This is a genomic window from Wolbachia endosymbiont (group B) of Apotomis betuletana (assembly GCF_947250475.1).
Classification (GTDB): domain Bacteria; phylum Pseudomonadota; class Alphaproteobacteria; order Rickettsiales; family Anaplasmataceae; genus Wolbachia.
In genome coordinates, this window is record NZ_OX366320.1 from 88709 (window position 1) to 108165 (window position 19457).

Below are 19457 nucleotides of genomic sequence, written 5' to 3' on the forward strand. Positions count from 1 at the left end.
GAATCTGGTTCATTTGGTCAATCATTATTGTGAAATATTGACAAAAAATAAATAAAGTAGTATTCTCAATGAAGAATGAAAAATTTTTTATGATTTTTGCTTTTCCTGGTCAGGGCTCCCAATTTGTAGGAATGGGAAAGAGTTTATATGATGAATTTTCAGTTGCAAGGAACGTATTTGATGAAGTAGATGACATATTGGGTAGAAAGCTGTCTCATTTGATTTTCAATGGCCCTATTGAGAAATTAACCATCACGGAAAACGCTCAGCCAGCTATAATGGCGGTGTCAATTGCAACGCTACGTGTTATGAAGCACGTATTTGGTGAATCTCTTTACAGCGTTCAGTATGTTTGTGGGCATTCAGTTGGCGAGTATACAGCGCTGTGTGCTGCAGGGGCATTGACGCTTGAGTCTGCGGTCAAATTGCTAAAAGTTCGTAGCGAAGCAATGCATGAAGCTTCACTAAAATGCAAAGGTGGAATGTTTGCTCTACTTGGAGCAGAAATAAGTGAAGTAGAAGGTATATTAAAATCAGCTCAAATTGATTGTGAAATTGCAAACGATAATGGTGGTGGGCAGGTAGTGGTGAGTGGTACTGCAGAGGCTCTTGAGGTCTTACCTGATTTATTCAAAAACTCAAGTGTCAAGAAAATGATAAAATTACAAGTTAGTGGGCCTTTTCACTCATCTTTTATGAAACCTGCTGATGAAAAACTTCTGGAATTTTTAAAAAGCATCAACATAACTCGCCCTTCGATTCCTTTTGTATCAAACGTTACAGCTAAGGAAGAAAGTGATCCAGAGATCATAAGAGCTTTGCTCGCTAAGCAAGTTGTAAGTAGAGTAAGATGGAGAGAGATGGTTTTATATATGATAAGCCATGGCACTAATAAGTTTGTTGAAGTTGGCCCTAACAAAGTTTTATCTAATCTAGTTAAAAGAATTGACCAATCTATCAGTGTGAAAAATATAGATAGTATTGGTGATATTAATAGCTTCTTTGATGAATCATTAATGTTGACAGCAAAAAATTTAAAAATAAAAGCTTATAACTAACATAAAGTAAAATTTGTACTATTTTTTGCTTTGATTATTGATAGCAGCGGAATGTCAAACATCGACACTAAAGAATATGATCTAGCGTTGGGTGATACCACGGTTAAGCTTTTTATTAAAAGTAGCGATACAAGTGGGATCAATTTTATTAATGTGCATCAAAATGAAGTAACTTCAAAAGGGGCTGGTGAGCATATACTCCAGCAGTTTGGTGGAAGAATGCTATACATTACTCATGGTGATGGTACTCCGCGTAATGTAGAATTTTACTTAAATGGTGAGCGGTATGAATTCGATCCCAATCGCATGTTTGATGATGTAGGTGCAGAAGCTAGCTTAAGAGAGTTTGGCAGTGTTTCAGAAGATGCTTTGAGAGCTGTTAGAAACTTTGCAGAAAGAATTTTAGATTTTTTACTTCCTGGTCAAGATCACGTTATCGCTCTGCACAATAACTACAATTCTCCCAGCTACTCATTCAAGAGCTATTTTTCTCCACCACTTTCTCATGATGTGCTAAAGATTTCTCCAGAAGTGTGTCCGGAAAGTGGAACGGGTGAGTTTTTCTATACGACAGTTGAAGATTGGTTCGATGCTTTAAAACAGAAAGAAATTTTTAATATAGTATTGCAAAATAACAAAGCAGTTGAAGATGATGGTTCTTTATCTGTATATGTAGGGAAGAATAATATTCGGTACTCTAATGTGGAAGCTGAGCATGATCATTTAGAGCAGCAAATAGATATGCTATCTTCTATACACAGTGTTTTATTTCCTCAACCCTTAACAATAGAGTTATAGCAACATGGAACGCACTAACGAACTACCTGTCATCTCGTTTGGCTTTTTGAGCCCAAGTAGCTGTAAAATAGTAGGAGCAATATCAGATAATTTTCCATCTCTTAGTTTTAAATTGTCACAAGATATAATAAATGGCACTTTATTTAAAGTGTGAGCTGTGTGAGGTGTATTATTTTCTTCATCGAACATACATTCCACATTACCATGGTCTGCTGTAACAATGAGTGCAGTATTACCCACTTCTTTGACAACGCTGAGTACTTTTGCAAGGCAATCATCTACAGCGAGCACAGCTTGCTCGGCTGCTTTTATATTACCTGTGTGTCCCACCATATCAGGGTTAGCGTAGTTTACAACTATCAGCGCAAATTCTTGAGAATGAATTTTTTTTACAAGCTCTTCTGTGAGCTCAAAGGCTGACATTTCAGGCTGCAGGTCATAAGTTTTAACTTTTGGTGAAGGAATGAGTATTCTTTCTTCACCAGAAAAAGGTTCTTCTCTTCCACAATTAAAAAAGAAAGTCACATGCGCATATTTCTCAGTTTCTGCAATGCGCAGTTGCCGTAATTTATTGTCTTCTATTATCTGTCCCAAAGTGTTGGCAAAAGATTCAGGAGGAAAGAGATAAGGGATTTTTAAGTTCGCTTTATATTGCATCATACTTAAAATTGAAGAGAATTTTGCCACTTCAGTATAGCCTGCTTTACCAAGACAAATACTTGCCAATTGTATCATTCGATCAGCACGAAAGTTAGCCAATAGCAATCCATCTTCTGGTTTTATACCTTGATAATCTCCTATTATTGCGGGCCTGATAAATTCATCGGTTATATTATTTTGGTAATTTTCATCAATAAGCGATACTGCATCATCATAACGAGGCGCCTTTGCAAATGCGATGGCTTCATAAGCTTCAATTGTTCTTTCCCACCTATTATCACGGTCCATAGCATAATAACGCCCAGAGACAGTGGCGATTCTTATATCATTTTCCTTTATGCTTTCTGTAAATTCTTGAATGCATCTTTTCCCTGAATTTAGCAGTGTGTCTCTGCCATCTAAAAATGCGTGTATTACAACTTTAATTCCGCGCTGTGATATCTTGTTTGCTAAAGCTGAAATGTGCTTTTGATGCGAATGAACACCGCCATCTGATATCAATCCCATTATATGGCATATGCCATTCTTACTTTTTAGATCATTAATAAAATTCTGTAGATTTGCATTATTTTCTATCGTTTCGATTGCTTGATTAATACGCTGAAGGCTTTGCATTACCACTCTACCGCTACCAATATTCATGTGACCAACTTCTGAATTGCCTATTTGGCCTTCTGGTAATCCAACATCAGTTCCACAGGCAGATAAACTGCACTTTGGATAATTAGAGCTAATATGTTGCCAACAAGGTGGATTTGAATTGCTAATAGCATTGTATTTACTATTTTCTATTCCATTACCCCAGCCATCTAGTATACATAAAACGACTGATTTAAAGTTCATATAAAAGTTAACATCGAAACCCTCAATGGTACCAAAAACAAACTCTTCTCACAACTTTTGTGTTAAAATAAGAGATAGAAAAAGCTGCTTGGAGGCAATGGTATATGAAGTTTTTCATAAAATATTTTATCAAAGTGATTGACAGTTGCTGAAGTGTTTACTAAAACACTTGCATAGCTTTAATAGTGAGGTCAAATGAGTTATAGTCAATATGTAAAGGATAATACTTTAGCAACATCAGGTGCTATAATTAATGTTGATAGATTAGTAAACTTTTTAAAAAACAATACAAACATTACAAGACTTATTTTACGATGTTCAAAAATTAATTATGAGGTTATAAAAGAATTAGCTCAGCTTTCTCATCTTACTTCACTTGATCTAAGTTGCAGTTATGTTGGTACAGAAGGTGCAAAGATTTTAGCAAGCGGGAATCTTATAAATCTTACTTCGCTTGATTTAGGAGGAAACGAAATTGGTGATGAAGGTGTAGAGGCTTTAGCCAGTGGAAATCTTACAAGTCTTACTGAGCTTAAATTATATGATAATAAAATTAGCGATAGGGGGGCAAAAGCTTTAGCAAGTGGAAACCTTCAAAAGCTTACTTTACTGAGTTTAGGATGGAATGAAATCAGTAATGAAGGTGCAGAGGCTTTAGCAAGTGGAAATCTTAAAAATCTTATTACACTTAAAGTATATGATAACAGCATTAATTACAGAGATGTACAGACTTTGGCGAGTGGAAATTTGGTGCGTCTTACTTCGCTCATTTACAATTATTGCAGTATTGATGAAACATTGCCAAAAAATGTCCTTCCTCAATTAAAAAGGAAATGTAATAAAAGAAAAATAGGAGAGGAGCCAGATAGCAAGCTAAGTGAAGCGCAGACATCTTTGCATTTTGACAGTAAAGGCCTTAAAACTATATAACTTCACACGTTTTGTCTGTTTAAGAGACAAAAAAAAGGTAGTGAATTTTGTGCTAAAAGTGAAATGTACAGATTGTATAAAATAGTGCTCCCCGGGCCGGATTCGAACCAGCGACCAATTGGTTAACAGCCAACTGCTCTACCACTGAGCTACCGAGGAATAAACTGCTTTCAACTTATCACATTGAACGCCGATTGTAAACGATTTTTATGTAGACTTTAGACCTAGATATCATTCCAGTGCATGGAGCTGTAATCCAGTTTTTCTTACCAACAAAAACTTAGAATAACTTTTGTTCTTAAAAAATTTCTAGATTCCAGACTCATGTTTCAATGTTAAACAAGGTACAATAGAATTGAGTAGGGTAATTTCTAGGGAATTATTATATTCTAGAAAAAGTAAAATGTCATCCAGATAGACTAATGTACAAGGTAAGCTGAATGTCTATAAGGAAAAACAGCAAGGCATTTTAGGATTTGCTATAAATCGCATCAGGAGCTCAAGAGTACAGCTTACAATTACAGATAGGTATAGTTGAGTTTAAAGTAACTACATAAATTTACTACAATTTTCATACCTATAAGCTGCTATGCAACAAAGCCCTGTGTGGGTATAATTTTGACAGGATACAAAGCTTAATGGAGAAAGTTACGAACATCAGTGAAAAACATGGCAATTTTATTCTCATTTGCAGCTGCTATCACGTCTTGATCTTTCAATGAGCCACCTGGCTGAATTATAGCTGTAATTCCATGCTTTGCACTTTCTACTATACTATCTGGAAATGGAAAAAATGCATCTGAAGCAAGCGCTGCGCCTTTACATTTTTCACCTGCTTTTTTTACTGCAATATTCACACTATCTATTCTGCTTGTTTGTCCTGCACCGATGCCAATAGCACAACCGTCTTTTGCTATTACTATTGCATTGGATTTTACATGTTTACATATTTTCCAAGCAAAAATAAGATCTTCCTTCTCTTTTTTTGTTGTAGTGCATTCTGTCACTCGGTTTATTTCTTCTACTTTTACTGTATGGTTATTATTTTCTTGCACTAAGAACCCGCCAACAACATTTTTGATTTGATATTTTGCATTTTGCTGAAGAGATTGATGAATAATCACTCTTAAATTTTTCTTTTTTTGTAAAATTTTTAGTGCCTCATTGTTTACCGATGGTGCTATCACCACTTCCAAAAATATCTCGTTTAATTTCTCTGCTAGCTTTAAATCTATCTCCCGATTGAAAGCAACTATTCCACCAAAACTGCTTATTTCATCACATGATAGAGCTTTTTCATATGCTTTTAAAGCACTATCACTAACAGCAGCGCCACATGGATTATTGTGCTTTATTATCACTGCTGCAGGTTCTTGAAACTCAGAAATTATGTTAAGTGCAGACTCTATGTCGACTATATTATTATAGCTCAACTCTTTTCCATGTATTTTCTCCAGTGGATACTTGCTAAATTGATTGCTATAAAATGCAGCTTTTTGATGAGGATTTTCACCATATCTGAGTCCTTGTGCTTTACATCCATATAAAGTAAAAAACTCTGGTAACTCATTGCTTTTACCCTGTGATAAAAACCAATTGTAAATATTAGAATCATACTGTGCAGTCAGAGCAAATGCTTTAGTTGCTAGATGTTTTCTATATTCTAATGTTGTCTGATTGTTATTTTTGATCATCTCAGCTTTCAGTGTTTCGTAATCTTGAATGCTAGAAATCACTGAAGTGAAATGAAAGTTTTTTGCTGTAGCTCTAATTAATGCTACTCCACCTATATCTATTTGTTCTATGATTTGCTTCTCACTTGAGTTGCTATTAACCGTTTTCCAAAATGGATATAAGTTAGTTATAAGCAGATCTATCGGCTTAATTTCTAGATTCTGCATTTCCTTTTCGTGCCTTTTTCGATCACAGAGTATTCCTCCATGAATTTTAGGATGTAAAGTTTTCACTCTGCCATCTAGTATTTCTGGAAATTGTGTGTAATCTGAAACTTCTTGCGTTTTTATTCCCGCACCTGATAGCACTTTATAAGTATTCCCTGTTGAGAGAATTTCTATTTGTTGCTGCATCAAAAACGATGCAAGTTCAATTATATTTGTCTTATCGTATACTGATATTAAAGCTCTTTTAATTTTCATATGGAAGGTTTCTTAAGATTATATCTAAGAAAAGAAAATTTGTCTATATATAGCTACTACGTCATACCACTGCGGTATCTCGTTGTAGATTCCGCTAACAAGCACATAGCTGTACGAACATTGTGATACAAGAGACCAAGAAAGATGTCATCCCAGTCCCCAGACACTGGGATCCAGAAAACTTCACTTTAAATGAGCACACCAGGTGGCTGTACAATAGAAACTGGATTCCAGTGTCAAGCACTGGAATGACACCATCTACTACTCAAATTACCTGCAAATTGCAATGTTCGTACACCAAAACGCGGTATCTTGTTGTAGATTCCGCTAACAAGCAGCGGAATACCAAATTGTAGAAGTTGCTTTAGCTCTCCTCACCCTCCTTTCAAAGTAGTCTATTCTATAAATTTTTTTGTTAAACTTGATTTTAAGCCACGAACAAAGTCTTTAATATTGCAAGGATTTCTTCCTTCCATTTGTACAACTTTAGGAATTAAAGTACCACCTTTTAAACTTATATGCATATTATCATTAATGATCTCACCTTGTCCTGAAGTGAAGGCTTCAAATTCAGCATCAAGTATCTTGATACGTTTATTCTCTACCTTAATGAATGCTTTTGGATAAAATGCTTTAACCTTTCTATAAGCAATTTCACAGGCGTCACTTGCGTAAATTTTATAGTCTTTTACTTTGTCAGCATAGCACGCATCGTTATCGCTCTGTTTTAAGGGAACTTGCTTTTCAATTTCGTTTAGTACTTTCAGCAGTAAATCACTACCTAATTCAGACAATTTATCATACAACGTCTTATAATTATCGCTTTTTTCAATAAGAAATTTTTTCTGTTTTAAAATAGGGCCAGAATCTAATCCTTCATCTAGCTGCATAATGCTAACTCCGGTTTCTTGATCTCCGGCTAAAATTGTGTGCTGTATCGGAGCTGCACCGCGCCACCTAGGCAGCAATGATGGATGAATATTAATACAACCATATTTGGGAATATTTAAAATTTCTTTTGGAAGTATCAATCCATACGCAGCAACAACTGCAACGTCTGGCTTAAAATTTCCAAACTTTTCTTGCTCTATCGAAGATTTTAAAGAGGCAGGAGTACATACCTCTATGTCACTTTTTTCAGCAACGATGTGTACTGGGGATTTTGTTAACCTCTGCCCACGTCCAGAAGGTTTTGGAGCTTTGGTATATACTGCTACTATTTCACTCTGTAATTTCAATAGTAAGTTTAACGCACCAACAGCAAACTCCGGTGACCCCATGAAAATAATTCTCATGGTGTTTTTGCTTTAAGCTAACTTACTATTTACAATTTCTATTAATTTAGCAAAATCATCCTTATGATTAACAGCCATCTCAGCAAGAATTTTCCTATTTAAATCAATTTCAGCAAGTTTAAGACCATGCATAAATCTACCGTAAGTAAGTCCATGTTCTCTTACTGCTGCATTAATACGTATTATCCACAAACCACGAAAATCACGTTTACAGGTTCTTCTGTCTCTGTAAGCATATTGGAGTGCTTTTTCAACTCTTTGTAATGCAATTCTATAACAATTTTTTGCCCGTCCTCTATAACCCTTTGCTAGTTTCAATATTTTTTTATGACGAGCATGAGTAGTGACTCCACGTTTTACTCGAGCCATTTTTATTTTACCTCCATTTTGTTAAATACCATAAGGCATATAAAGCTTAACTATACGCGAGTCAGATTTACTAAGAATCGTCGTACCACGCTGATTACGAATATTAGATTTACTTCTCTTTACCATACCATGTCTTTTACCTGACTGAGTAGAGATGACTTTACCCTTAGCTGTAAGGTGAAAGCGCTTTTTGACAGAAGATTTGGTTTTTAATTTTATTTTCGTCATATTCTAAACAAATTTACAAACACCACTATTTAGTTCTTTATTAGTAATTAAGTATGAGTATAGATAACTTTATTAAAAAATCAAATTAAAATTGTATTTTAAAGCAGCTTGAATGTAATCACACCCAGTATATGTGTTATACCTTCTTTATCTCCAATTGGCAACAATACTTGCCTCATTTTAACACTTTCACTTTCTTCCTCTTCGTTAATTGAGCATTTACTCTCTATTACAGTCTCAAGTTTATCAATAACTGCATCTATTTTATATAGCCGCAAAAATGGTGCATCAATTGCATATTTATTATCGATGTACATCTTTTTTTCAAAACCATAAAATTCAATAGCTTTTTCTCCTGCATTTTCACAAATATAACCTCGATCTTTAACTTCAATGATAAAACAATGCTGCCATGACTCCATGATTTCTGCAGTGTCTATTTCATGTCTTTCTGGCCATTCTCTCTCTGATCCTTTTATATCACTCCAATGTTGAGTAACTATATTCACTATTCTTCTTTCTTTGCCTGCATAATTTTCCATTCGAAATTCCACATATAAAACACAGATATGAGGTAAATTTATCGTGAATGTATTGATTTTTTCTTACTAAAGGATGTAGATTATTGAAAATTCTCATCCTGTTTACACAACAGGTAATGATAAATTAAGTATAATAATTAGAGCATAAAAATTATTAAATGAGGAAACTGTAAAAAAATAATAAAAAAATTCTATTTTTGCAATATTTTGGCTAACGAATAGAATTAGTTCCACTTTCTAAAGTTATTGCACTTAATAAATAACTAGATGGAGTTTCTTCCTTAGCACTACTATGGCTTTTATTTTTTCTATTATAAAACCAACATTTAAATGGTACAGCTGCTGCGATAGCTGCTACCAAAGCTACTGCTACTGCTAACATACCTACTGTGAACACTATATTATTTTTCTCGTTTGAAGGTGTTTCCAATAATTTAAACCCTCTCAAGTTTGTATCATGAATCATAGGATTACCCAAAATATTCGTCGTATTTTGAACACTTTCTATATTTCGCATTGTAATTCCATTGCTAGCGTTTGATTTTTTCATTTCTTCCATTACTTGTTTTAAGTTTGGTAGTTCTGTTGTTGTATTTTCAATATCACCAGCTTCCAGCTTTTGCAAGTTCTCATTACTCAAAAACTCTTTGAGATACTTTTCATAAAACTCTTTGGCATTATATCTTTTATAACTTCGTATTTTCCCACTCTTGAGATCAGAAACAATATCATCAATCATCACTTTTGGATTTTCTGCATGCACTATTTCTCCTTCAGCAACAAGAATACGATAAGATGTATCGTCAAGCATACATACATACTTAAGTTTTAAATCACCTCCTCCCAATAGAAAATATATTGTTCTGTTTTGTTCTACATCTCGCAATTCTGATTCAATACTAATCCATCTATTCCTTTTTTCTTTATTGATTGATCTTTTTTTTCCTACAGTATTTTTAAATCTTCTTGACATATATGACCCCCAAGCTGACCAATATTTCCTTATGTATAAAAGATAAATTATTTAAGTCCACATCTTTTCACTAAGATTTTTATATTTTTATTATACTAAATAATACATATATTAATATCTGAATTTCTCATTGCAATTTATTATACCTTAGTAAAAACGATATAAAATTAGAGAAAGAGTTATAAAATTTTTTGTAAGACAGGAAAATTTCTTCTCCTTTGGTTCCAGAGCATATAAGTGCTGTAAGAGCTAAGTTGATGGCACTGTTGTGCCATCAAACTCTGGAATCTTACTCGACACTAATCTGAGAAGATAGATGTGCTACCGATGTAGCATTGCTGAGCAAAGATTCTATTTCTGATGTAGATCCGGAATGCTCAAGTTGAGCTTGTTCAGGAAGGTTTTTCATCGCTTTTTCAACATCGTAGCTACCTTCCCTATTTTTTCTATGCCATACAAAGTATCCTAATCCTGCAAAAGCTACTGCTAGCACTCCACCCAATATACCACCAGCAATCCCTGCTATTCCTATATACTGTCCTCCATTTATTTCGGGTAATTTAGGCCCTTCCACATCTGTGCTATTAAATATAGAATGATCTAACACTTCTTGTGAATTACTATCAAAACGGGAAACACTACTTATATCTTCAGGAGTAATTCCATAACTAGCATTTGATTCTTCTATTTCATTTATTACGTCATTAATCTCTTTAGTAGTTACTTTGCTTGATGCAAAATCGAATTCTTGTTTTGTTAAAGAAGCTGATTCGATAGTTACATCTTCCTGCATCTGATAATCAATTTCTTCAGTAGTAGATTCTCTCAATTGGCTATTTTCATCAGTTCTTTCTTTTAGCTTTTTTGAACTATCCTTACCCAATTCATCTACAAGGTTTTTTAGATATATTTTCTTAAATTCTCTATAATTATATTCTTTACCTTTTTCTATTTCTCCACTCTTAAGACCTAAAATAATTCCATCTATTGTCGATTCACGAATTGCTTGAGGAATGTCTATTGAATTTACTATTCCTGTAACCAAGCCTATCTCAGCTGCTCTAGAAGATATAGAGAGGTCTTTTACTGTTAAATTCTCTCCTTTAATTAAAAATTCTACTCTTCTGTTTTGTTTTATACTTTCCAAGTCAGATACAATTCTAATTGTTGGACCATCCATCTCCTGCTTATTTGTTGTTTCTCTCTTTCGCATGCTATTCTTAGTGTTTTGGAATTTTTTTGGCATTTCACACTCCTTAAATGAATTAATAAAAGTATTATTTGAATTAACAAATACTTCTCTATGTTAGTGGATAAAATATTTAAACCTATATCTTTTTATTAAAATTTTTATGTAAAAGTTACCCTTATTATACTAAGTAATGTATATATTAATATTTAGATTGATAAATTGATTTTACTTCTGTTACAACTTATTATGCATAGATAACCTCAGTAAAAACGATGAAGCTAAACGAAATTAGAGAAAGATTTATAAAATTTTTTGTAAATAATAATCATGAGCAAGTTCCTTCTTCTCCTTTGATTCCAGAGCATGATCCAACACTCATGTTTACAAATGCTGGTATGGTACAGTTCAAAAACATCTTTACCGGCACGCAAAAAACTGAAATGAAACGTGCCGTCTCAAGTCAAAAGTGTCTCAGAGCAGGTGGTAAACACAATGATCTTGAAAATGTTGGCTATACATCTCGGCATCACACATTTTTTGAAATGCTCGGAAATTTTAGCTTTGGTGATTACTTTAAAGAAACTGCGATAGAATTTGCGTGGAAATTTATTACTGAAGAATTGTCTCTTGATAAAAACAGACTATCCATAACTGTTTACCACACTGATGATGAAGCATATGAAATTTGGCGTAAGATAAGTGGCTTTTCAGATGATAAAATCATAAGAATTACAACAGATGATAACTTTTGGAGCATGGGCAATACTGGTCCATGTGGCCCATGTTCTGAAATCTTTTACGATCATGGAAATTCCGCTTTACATGAAGACGACAGAATTGTTGAAATTTGGAACCTGGTGTTCATGGAATTTAATAAAGATGAAGAAGGTAATTTACAAAAATTACCAAAAAAATGCATCGATACCGGAATGGGCCTTGAAAGAATAGCAGCTGTTATGCAGAACGTTCATGATAACTATGATATTGACCTATTTTCTGCTCTGGTAAGTAAATCGCAAGAGTACTGTGGAAATACGGAAAATAAAGTAGCTCATAAGATTATCGCAGATCACCTTCGTGCAGCTGCACTTCTCATCGCAGAAGGAGTGCTTCCTGGAAATGAAGGAAGAAATTATGTACTACGCAGATTGATCAGGAGAGCAGTACGTTATATCCACCTACTTGGATATAATGATTCTCTATTGAACCTTGTTTTTCCTGCACTCATAGATGGCACAAGTTTGGCTTATATGGGAGATGCTTATCCAGAGCTAATCAGAGCTAAAAGCTTAATAGAAACAACGTTAAAATCAGAGGAAGAAAACTTTAAAGACACTTTAATGAAAGGCATTAATCTCTTGGACAAATTCACTGCAGATTTAAAATCAGGTGACACTCTATCTGGAGAATCAGCATTCAAACTATATGACACTTATGGATTTCCTTTGGATATCACACTTGATATTTTGAAAGAAAGGAAAATAAATTTTGACCAAAAAGGTTTTGATAATGCAATGAAAGAGCAAAAAGAAAGAGCACGTGCTAATTGGACTGGATCTGGTGAAAAATCTGTTGAACAAGTATGGTTTAATTTAATCGATCAGTTTGGCAAAACGGAATTTGTTGGTTATGAACGTGATGAAGTAAAGGATGCAACAGTACTCGCAATAATTTCCTCTAAAAATGAAGTAATTGATTCTGCAAAAGAAGGAGAAAAGATAACTATTATACTTGATAAAACACCTTTTTATGGAGAGTCAGGTGGACAAGTGGGAGATATTGGAAATCTTATACAGTCTGATGGAAGTATGGTAACAGTCGAAAATACCAACAAGATTAATGACTTGTATTTGCACAGGTGCGTCGGCTCAATTTGTAAAGGTAACACAGTTACAGCTAGTATTAATAAAAAAAGAAGACAAGACTTAAGAAGAAATCATTCAGCTACACATCTTCTACACTTTGCACTCAGAAAAATCTTAGGTGATCACGTTACTCAAAAAGGTTCTCTAGTAGCACCAAATAGACTAAGATTTGACTTTAGTCACAATAAGCCAGTCACTCAGGATCAGCTGTCTTCAGTAGAAGATATAGTAAACTCTCTAATCAGAGAAAATCTTTCTACGTCCACAAAAGTTCAAGGTATGGATGAGGCAATAGACGAAGGAGCGATGGCCTTATTTGGTGAAAAATATGGTGATAATGTTAGGGTTGTAAAAATTGGAGATTCAAAAGAATTATGTGGTGGTACACACGTGGAGCGTACCGGAGAAATTGGTTTGTTTAAGATAGCAGCAGAATGTTCCGTTGCATCTCGAGTAAGAAGAATTGAAGCTTTAACCGGTCAAGAAGCAATTAATTATGTACGCAATAACGAAATTAGCTTAAAAAAAGTTGCAGAATGCGTAAAAGCACCAGTAAATGAAATAATAAGTCGACTCAGTATTTTAAGCCAGGAGCGCAAAGAATTTGAAGTCAAAATAAAAAATCTTTATAAAAAGCTTATCAGTGTAGAAACTGTAAAAAGTACCGAAATAAATGGAATAAATTTCGTAAGCCACACTTTCAATAACGTTCCAGGAAGTATAATAAGGGAATTTGCTCTACAGCAACAAAAACCGAAAACTGTAATAGCCTTCATGGTAACAGAAAAGGATAAAACAGTTTTGATTGTCAAAGTAAGTAAAGATTTAACTAATAAGATCAATGCAAAAGAGCTAGTATCTACTGTAACCAGAAGGGATTGCGGTGGAAATGCCGAACTTGCCCAAACAGGCTGTGATAACAATAAAATAGATGATGCCATTACAGCAATCCATAGCAAAATAACAGCTTGCAAAAACTAATACACCCTACTACCTCGGTATCTTTTAACCGTGAACGGAATCGTCAAGGTATTATGCAAATAGGGGTAGAGAAGACTTAACTGTCAAATGAGCATATCAGGTAATAAGAACTGGATTACAGCTCCATGCTCTGGAATGACATCATTTTATTCATCAAAGTAGCAGCTTTATAACGGCAGTGCACAGAGGCGTCATCAAGTAGCCCTTCATTGTCATCCCAGTGTCAGCTACTCGGATGACACCATCATAGAGATCAGCTACTTGGATGATAAAAGTAAGAAATATCGAAGTGTTGTGCTAGACTTTATACCTCTTACATTCAAACTCACATAAATCATGAATTATGCATGTTTCACACGAAGGTTTTTGCGCTTTGCAAACATATCTACCATGCAAAACTAGCCAATGATGAGCATAAAGTAGGTATTTTTTTGGCACTACATTCAAAAGAGACTGCTCTGTTTTAAGTACATCTTTTTCTTTCACAAGCCCAACTCTATTGCTCACTCTAAAAACGTGAGTATCAACTGCCAATGTTGGAATACCAAGCCCTGAATTTAAGAACACATTAGCGCTCTTTCTCCCAACCCCTGGTAAAGATACCAAATCATCGAAATTAGTAGGCACTTTGCTATTGTACCTCTCAATCAATATTTTACTGAGCCCGATTATATTTTTTGCTTTGGAATTATATAAACCAATACTGCTTATGCATTTTCTCAGCTCACTTTGCCCAAGATTCAACATTTTTTCTGGCGTATCAGCGATACTAAATAGCTCCTTTGTAATTTTATTAACACTTATATCGGTCGTCCGCGCTGACAGAACTATTGCAACTAATAATGTAAAATGATTGGTATAATTTAGCTCTATTTTTGGCGCAGGATTTGACTGTTGAAATTTTTCAAATATTAATTCTACTTTTTTTGAGTCCATGCATAGAGCTAAAAGCTTATACTATACTGTTTGCTGTGCAAATTCAATTGCTTGAGGATTAGATAGTCCTTCAATATTAACATCAGACATATCAGTTTTTACCTCATCAAAATTCCTCTCAGCAAATTCGCTTGCCACTTTTTCAAAATACTTTCTAACAAGAGGCATAATTATCGGCATTAATAGCCTTCGTGGATCATACCGTCCTAACAGATCAGTCTCCTTTTGCACTCTATCTCTTGGATCTTCCTCAAGTAAATCTTTCATGTGTTTTTCAGTGTATATTTCACAACCTTTTGAAAATGTAGGACTAAATATCTCAGTAGCTAGCAGTGCTAACAATGACAAAGTACCAAATATTGTCACATCAACATAAAGACTATTAGAAATAAACCCTCTATCATCAAAGAACCTGTTCATAATCTTTTGAGGAGGAAAGAAGTAAAAGCAAATTTGTAGGCTAGTATTAAGTTTACGCTCGCAATTTTTCCAAAGTCGCCTACATTTTTCCAACCAGGCAAAAGAAGATCTCTCAACAACCCATCTTTTTGGCAATACAGCAAAGGTGCTTCACCTCAACAGTTGCACCAATAGTTACTTTCATCTGTGTTGCAAAATTTTCTCCAGTGTAGCCTGCATCAACCAGTATGTTTTTAACTTCAGAGAGACTTTCTTTAGCATTTTTAACCATTGTCAAAGCACTGCTACGATCAGTTATTTCTGCCGTTGTTATATGAATTGCGTGTGTCAAACCTTGTGTATCAACTGCGATATGACGCTTTATTACTGAAATTTTCTTGCCAGCATCATAACCTTTTTCTTCAGCAGTATCGGTATTTTTTACACTTTGGGCATCAATGATGCAGAAGCTTGTTTTGGTATTCCGACCACTGTTCTCTCCAACCAATTTTTTTTAAGACAATTTCTAGAACATTTTCTCTATCTTCATTCGTTTTTTTACTCCATTTCTTGAAGTAATCGTAAAAATTTCGCCATCTTGGAAACTCTTTTGGAAGCATTCGCCATTGACAGCCACTTTTTAGTACATAAAGCACACCACAAAATAACTCATATAAACCTAATCTTCTTGGCTTTGTTTTCTTTCGCACGCTTTCTAAAATTAGTCTAATCTTTTCGAATTTTTCACAACTTATGTCACTTGGATATGTATTCCTCATACTTTGCCTCATGTCAACTATACCTCATCTTACCATATTCAGAGATCACTTACAGGCTCTTAGGTTAATATAAGCTTCCACTCAATTTAATACACTACAATATTACATATATTAGCTAATTTGTTAATAGATTTACAAATATTAAATTATTGCTATTCTAAATTTAAGTGTTAGTTAACTGAGTTTACAATGAGTATTAGAAATTTTTTTACCAAGGCAATCGTTCTCCTTTTAGTTTGCTTATTAATCTTTATGGGGATTGGCAATCTTTTATCAAATGATGATGAAAGGAAAGAATTAGCTAAAGTAGGAAAGGAAGTTATAACATCAGATGAATATAAATTACTATATCAAAATTATGAAAAGCAAATTTCTGGATCTGATGTAAGTAAAGAACAAGTAAAAAAGCTGAAATATGATTTACTTAACGCACTTATAGAGCAAAAACTATTGTTTAACCTAATTAGCGAACTTGGATTAAAAGTTGGAGAAGAATCTATCAAAAGCCATATAAAAAATACCAAGTACTTTCAGGACGATAAAGGAGAATTTGACCATAATAAATTCCATCAAACTCTAAATAGCCTGCATATAACAGAAAAGGAATATATAGAAAAACTAGAGAAAATCCTGCCTGCAATGATGTTCATGACTTCGTTATTTAAAGATAATTATCCGGTAACTTTTGGTGAGGGTGTTGATGAGCAGATATACAAAAATCGCTACCAAACTAGAGTAGTTGATATTGTTAAAATAACTGAGGATGCAATTACAGACGTTCCTGAACCAGATGATCAAGCCTTACTTGATTTGTATGAAAGAAATAAGTCCAATTTTTATTACCCTGAGTATCGAACTGCGCAATACATTTCTCTGGATCAAAAATATTTTGAAGATCAAATCAGAATTTCAGATGAAGAGGTTGATAGTATAATAGAACATCAGGAACTTAAAAATCAAAGAGACATATTCAATGTGATATTTCCTACCAAAGAAAAAGCTGAAATAGCAAGAAGAGCACTTGAAGAAAGTAAAGCAAGCTTTGAACAAATAATAGAAGAGTTTAATAAAGTGAAACTCGATGAAACCAGAGTAAATAATATAACTAAGGATTTCTTACCTGAAAATATGAGAGAAAAGGTATTTGCTCTTAAAACAGGTGAAGTAAGTGAAGTTTTAACAAGCAATTTTGGATGGCACGTAATAAAGGTAGAAAGCATACATCAAATCTCTGATGAAGACTTGGTTGATTTAAAAAAAGACATAAGGTCAGTTTTAACCAATCAAAAGTCTTTTGAAAAAGTCAATGATTTCATAAATCAAGTGAATTATAAGATATACAATGGTGCAACGATTGAAGAAATCTCCAATAATTACAATTTACCTATACAAACCATTGGTCCAGTAGATGCTAGTGGAAAAGACCAAAGTGGTAATGAAGTAGGAAATTCCAGTGATTTCATTTCTTTCATTTTTTCACGCGAGAAAGATCAGAAGAGTTATTTTAAGGGTGTTGGAGATACTGTTGTTGGTGTGAAAATCAGTGATATCGTTCCTCCTAAATTACAAAATTTTGAAGAAAGTAGGGAATCAGCCATAAAGCTTTGGCGTAGTGAATTTATAAAAGAAAGAATGTTTAAAATGGGACAAGAAGTAGCAGTTCAATTAAGAGAAAAGACAGATTTGGAAGAAATGCAAGGTATAAAATTGGTTAAAGGCCAGCAAATACAACGCAATGAACAAAACTACCCTTTTTCTTTCATAGAAGAGATTTTCAATATGAAAACAACTAATTCGGTAACAGATCCTATTCAATACAATAATGAAATTATAATAGGAGTTCTAAAAGAAATGCATTCATCAAATGGTAAATTAAACATGCTTGACACCGGAAAACGTGTGATGATATCGCTAAAGGAACAGTTAATTAGCTATCTAAAATCAAAGTATAGAGTAGAAGTTAATCATGCTATGATTGATGATATATAAAAAAGTTTATTATCTTCCTTTTATGAGTGATTGGAGGGGGCTATATTGTATTTTTAGGTAAAAGAGGTACAATTAGTTTGACTTGAGCTGTTTATTGTATTTAAATTGTAATTAATATATGAATAAAGGTTGACATGGCAGTTAAAATAAGGTTAGCAAGGTTTGGGGCAAAGAAACGTCCTTTTTATAGGATAGTTGTAGCCGATTCACGAGCACCAAGAGATGGGCGCTTTATTGAGAGAATAGGACAATATGATCCAATGTTGCCAAAAGACAATAAAAATCGTGTTGTGGTAAAAGCTGATAGATTAAAACATTGGCTAAGTGTAGGAGCGCAAGCAACTGAAAGGGTAATGTGGTTCATTAAAAAAGGCATAGTAGATTTAGAAACAGAATCGAAAAAAATAGAAAAGAAAAAAGTTGAGAAAGTACAAGGGCAAGAAGCATAAGTCCTATTAAATGCTAAACACTGATTTAACAAAAAGTAGTAAATTAGATGATATTGTATCTTCTGATTTATTGGCTATGAATGACTTTATCTTCAAAAATGTCAATGATGAAGGTACTAAGCTTGCTACCGATATTACATCTCATCTTATTAATTCAGGAGGAAAAAAGATAAGGCCTAAGCTCATTTTTATTATGTGTAAAATGCTGAATTACTCTGGAGAGAGTAGGGTCAACATTGCTGCATCGGTAGAATTTATACACAACGCTACTTTACTTCATGATGATGTGCTTGATGAAAGTAAGGCACGCCATGGAGTTGCAACAGCAAATAAAATTTGGGGGAATAAATCAAGCATTTTAGTTGGTGATCTATTATTGACCTTAGCATTTAGATGGCTTATAGAATGTGGGAATTTAAGTGTTCTCTCTATTTTATCTAAGGCATCTAATTTGCTTGTCAAGGGTGAGATAAAGCAGATGACAACGCGTTTTGACCCTAACACAATTAGGAAAAATTATTTTAATATCATTGGAGAAAAAACAGCATCTTTATTTTCTGCATGCTGCGAGGCTGCATCAGTAGTATCTGGAGCCACAAGTGACGAAACAGAGAGGCTAAGGAATTTCGGGTTTAATTTTGGTATGGCATTCCAAATAATTGATGACGTGCTAGATTATACTGCTAATCAAGGCACTTTAGGAAAGCAACTTGGAAAAGATTTCTTTGAAGGTAAAGTTACTTTACCTTCTATTATAGCATATGAAAAAGGCAGCCCATCAGAACAAAAATTCTGGGAGAAATCTTTTTCTTCAGCTAGACACAATTTTGACCAAGCATTACAATATATTAATCATCATAATGCCATTCATGTTTCTATGGAAGAAGCTAAACACTATATTAATATGGCGCAAAGTAATATTGATACTTTTTCTGATTCTCTTTATAAAACTGCTTTGATTGACTTTTTAAATGCAAGCATAGAAAGACAAGGATAGCTAACGCTTGATATTTTT

At 34.0% G+C, this 19457-nt stretch carries 16 protein-coding genes, 1 tRNA gene and 3 pseudogenes; 8 read left to right on the plus strand and 12 right to left on the minus strand.

Going from position 1 to position 19457, the window contains the following annotated elements; genetic code table 11:
* The first annotated feature begins 89 nt into the window (after positions 1-89).
* Both fabD and OOK82_RS00400 read left to right on the plus strand, forming a co-directional pair.
* Positions 90-1058: an ACP S-malonyltransferase gene (gene fabD / locus OOK82_RS00395; protein WP_264704653.1), complete on the plus strand. Its 969-nt coding sequence runs from the start codon at positions 90-92 to the stop codon at positions 1056-1058.
* 51 nt (positions 1059-1109) lie between these two features.
* Positions 1110-1856 carry a hypothetical protein gene (locus OOK82_RS00400; protein ID WP_007302088.1) on the plus strand — a complete coding sequence of 249 codons (747 nt, stop codon included), beginning with the start codon at positions 1110-1112 and terminating at the stop codon, positions 1854-1856.
* On the opposite strand, the gene gpmI is transcribed toward OOK82_RS00400, so the two are convergent.
* On the minus strand, positions 1851-3359 hold the full coding sequence (gene gpmI / locus OOK82_RS00405; protein WP_264704267.1) for a 2,3-bisphosphoglycerate-independent phosphoglycerate mutase: 1509 nt from the start codon (positions 3357-3359) through the stop codon (positions 1851-1853). The genes OOK82_RS00400 and gpmI overlap by 6 nt on opposite strands.
* A gap of 195 nt (positions 3360-3554) precedes the next feature.
* On the opposite strand from gpmI, the gene OOK82_RS00410 reads away from it, so the two are divergent.
* Complete coding sequence (locus OOK82_RS00410) at positions 3555-4289, plus strand: leucine-rich repeat domain-containing protein (protein WP_264686572.1); 735 nt, start codon at positions 3555-3557, stop codon at positions 4287-4289.
* A gap of 87 nt (positions 4290-4376) precedes the next feature.
* Here OOK82_RS00410 and OOK82_RS00415 read toward each other — a convergent pair.
* A tRNA-Asn gene (locus OOK82_RS00415) sits at positions 4377-4448 on the minus strand.
* Between the two features lie 476 nt (positions 4449-4924).
* Positions 4925-6445: a bifunctional phosphoribosylaminoimidazolecarboxamide formyltransferase/IMP cyclohydrolase gene (gene purH / locus OOK82_RS00420; protein ID WP_006013536.1), complete on the minus strand. Its 1521-nt coding sequence runs from the start codon at positions 6443-6445 to the stop codon at positions 4925-4927.
* 152 nt (positions 6446-6597) lie between these two features.
* On the opposite strand from purH, the pseudogene OOK82_RS07650 reads away from it, so the two are divergent.
* A pseudogene (locus OOK82_RS07650) lies at positions 6598-6753 on the plus strand (WPE palindromic element domain-containing protein); the annotation flags it as partial.
* Positions 6754-6840: 87 nt separating this feature from the next.
* Here the strand turns inward: OOK82_RS07650 and fmt are convergent.
* The 6 genes from fmt to OOK82_RS00455 all read right to left on the minus strand — a co-directional run bounded on the left by fmt (position 6841) and on the right by OOK82_RS00455 (position 11098).
* Positions 6841-7740, minus strand: a complete 900-nt coding sequence (gene fmt, locus OOK82_RS00430) for a methionyl-tRNA formyltransferase (protein ID WP_264704268.1) — start codon at positions 7738-7740, stop codon at positions 6841-6843.
* A 12-nt stretch (positions 7741-7752) separates the two neighbouring features.
* Positions 7753-8109 (minus strand): 50S ribosomal protein L20, encoded by a 357-nt coding sequence (gene rplT, locus OOK82_RS00435; protein ID WP_063630562.1) that lies wholly within the window; start codon positions 8107-8109, stop codon positions 7753-7755.
* 21 nt (positions 8110-8130) lie between these two features.
* A complete protein-coding gene (gene rpmI / locus OOK82_RS00440) occupies positions 8131-8337 on the minus strand; it encodes a 50S ribosomal protein L35 (protein ID WP_010402777.1) in 207 nt (68 codons plus the stop codon).
* 98 nt (positions 8338-8435) lie between these two features.
* Positions 8436-8879 carry a PAS domain-containing protein gene (locus tag OOK82_RS00445; protein ID WP_063630563.1) on the minus strand — a complete coding sequence of 148 codons (444 nt, stop codon included), beginning with the start codon at positions 8877-8879 and terminating at the stop codon, positions 8436-8438.
* 211 nt (positions 8880-9090) lie between these two features.
* The gene (locus tag OOK82_RS00450; RefSeq protein ID WP_010402780.1) at positions 9091-9852 is read right to left on the minus strand and encodes a hypothetical protein; all 762 of its coding nucleotides are present in this window, start codon (positions 9850-9852) and stop codon (positions 9091-9093) included.
* Between the two features lie 289 nt (positions 9853-10141).
* The gene (locus OOK82_RS00455; protein WP_064085574.1) at positions 10142-11098 is read right to left on the minus strand and encodes a hypothetical protein; all 957 of its coding nucleotides are present in this window, start codon (positions 11096-11098) and stop codon (positions 10142-10144) included.
* A 218-nt stretch (positions 11099-11316) separates the two neighbouring features.
* Between OOK82_RS00455 and alaS the strand changes: the two genes are divergently transcribed.
* The gene (gene alaS, locus OOK82_RS00460) at positions 11317-13890 is read left to right on the plus strand and encodes an alanine--tRNA ligase (RefSeq protein WP_264686568.1); all 2574 of its coding nucleotides are present in this window, start codon (positions 11317-11319) and stop codon (positions 13888-13890) included.
* A 297-nt stretch (positions 13891-14187) separates the two neighbouring features.
* Here alaS and nth read toward each other — a convergent pair whose 3' ends face one another.
* The 3 genes and pseudogenes from nth to OOK82_RS00475 form a co-directional block, all read right to left on the minus strand.
* A complete protein-coding gene (gene nth, locus OOK82_RS00465) occupies positions 14188-14826 on the minus strand; it encodes an endonuclease III (protein ID WP_108784611.1) in 639 nt (212 codons plus the stop codon).
* Positions 14827-14847: 21 nt separating this feature from the next.
* Positions 14848-15219: pseudogene (locus OOK82_RS00470) on the minus strand (molecular chaperone DnaJ); the annotation flags it as partial.
* 42 nt (positions 15220-15261) lie between these two features.
* Positions 15262-16004: pseudogene (locus OOK82_RS00475) on the minus strand (IS5 family transposase); the annotation flags it as partial.
* Between the two features lie 189 nt (positions 16005-16193).
* Here OOK82_RS00475 and OOK82_RS00480 point away from each other — a divergent pair.
* From OOK82_RS00480 to OOK82_RS00490, 3 genes are all read left to right on the plus strand, one after another.
* Entirely contained in the window at positions 16194-17993 is a 1800-nt protein-coding gene (locus OOK82_RS00480) for a peptidylprolyl isomerase (RefSeq protein WP_264686566.1), read from the plus strand.
* 134 nt (positions 17994-18127) lie between these two features.
* Entirely contained in the window at positions 18128-18442 is a 315-nt protein-coding gene (gene rpsP / locus OOK82_RS00485) for a 30S ribosomal protein S16 (RefSeq protein ID WP_006015540.1), read from the plus strand.
* Between the two features lie 10 nt (positions 18443-18452).
* Positions 18453-19439: a polyprenyl synthetase family protein gene (locus OOK82_RS00490; protein ID WP_264375699.1), complete on the plus strand. Its 987-nt coding sequence runs from the start codon at positions 18453-18455 to the stop codon at positions 19437-19439.
* Positions 19440-19457 lie beyond the last annotated feature (18 nt).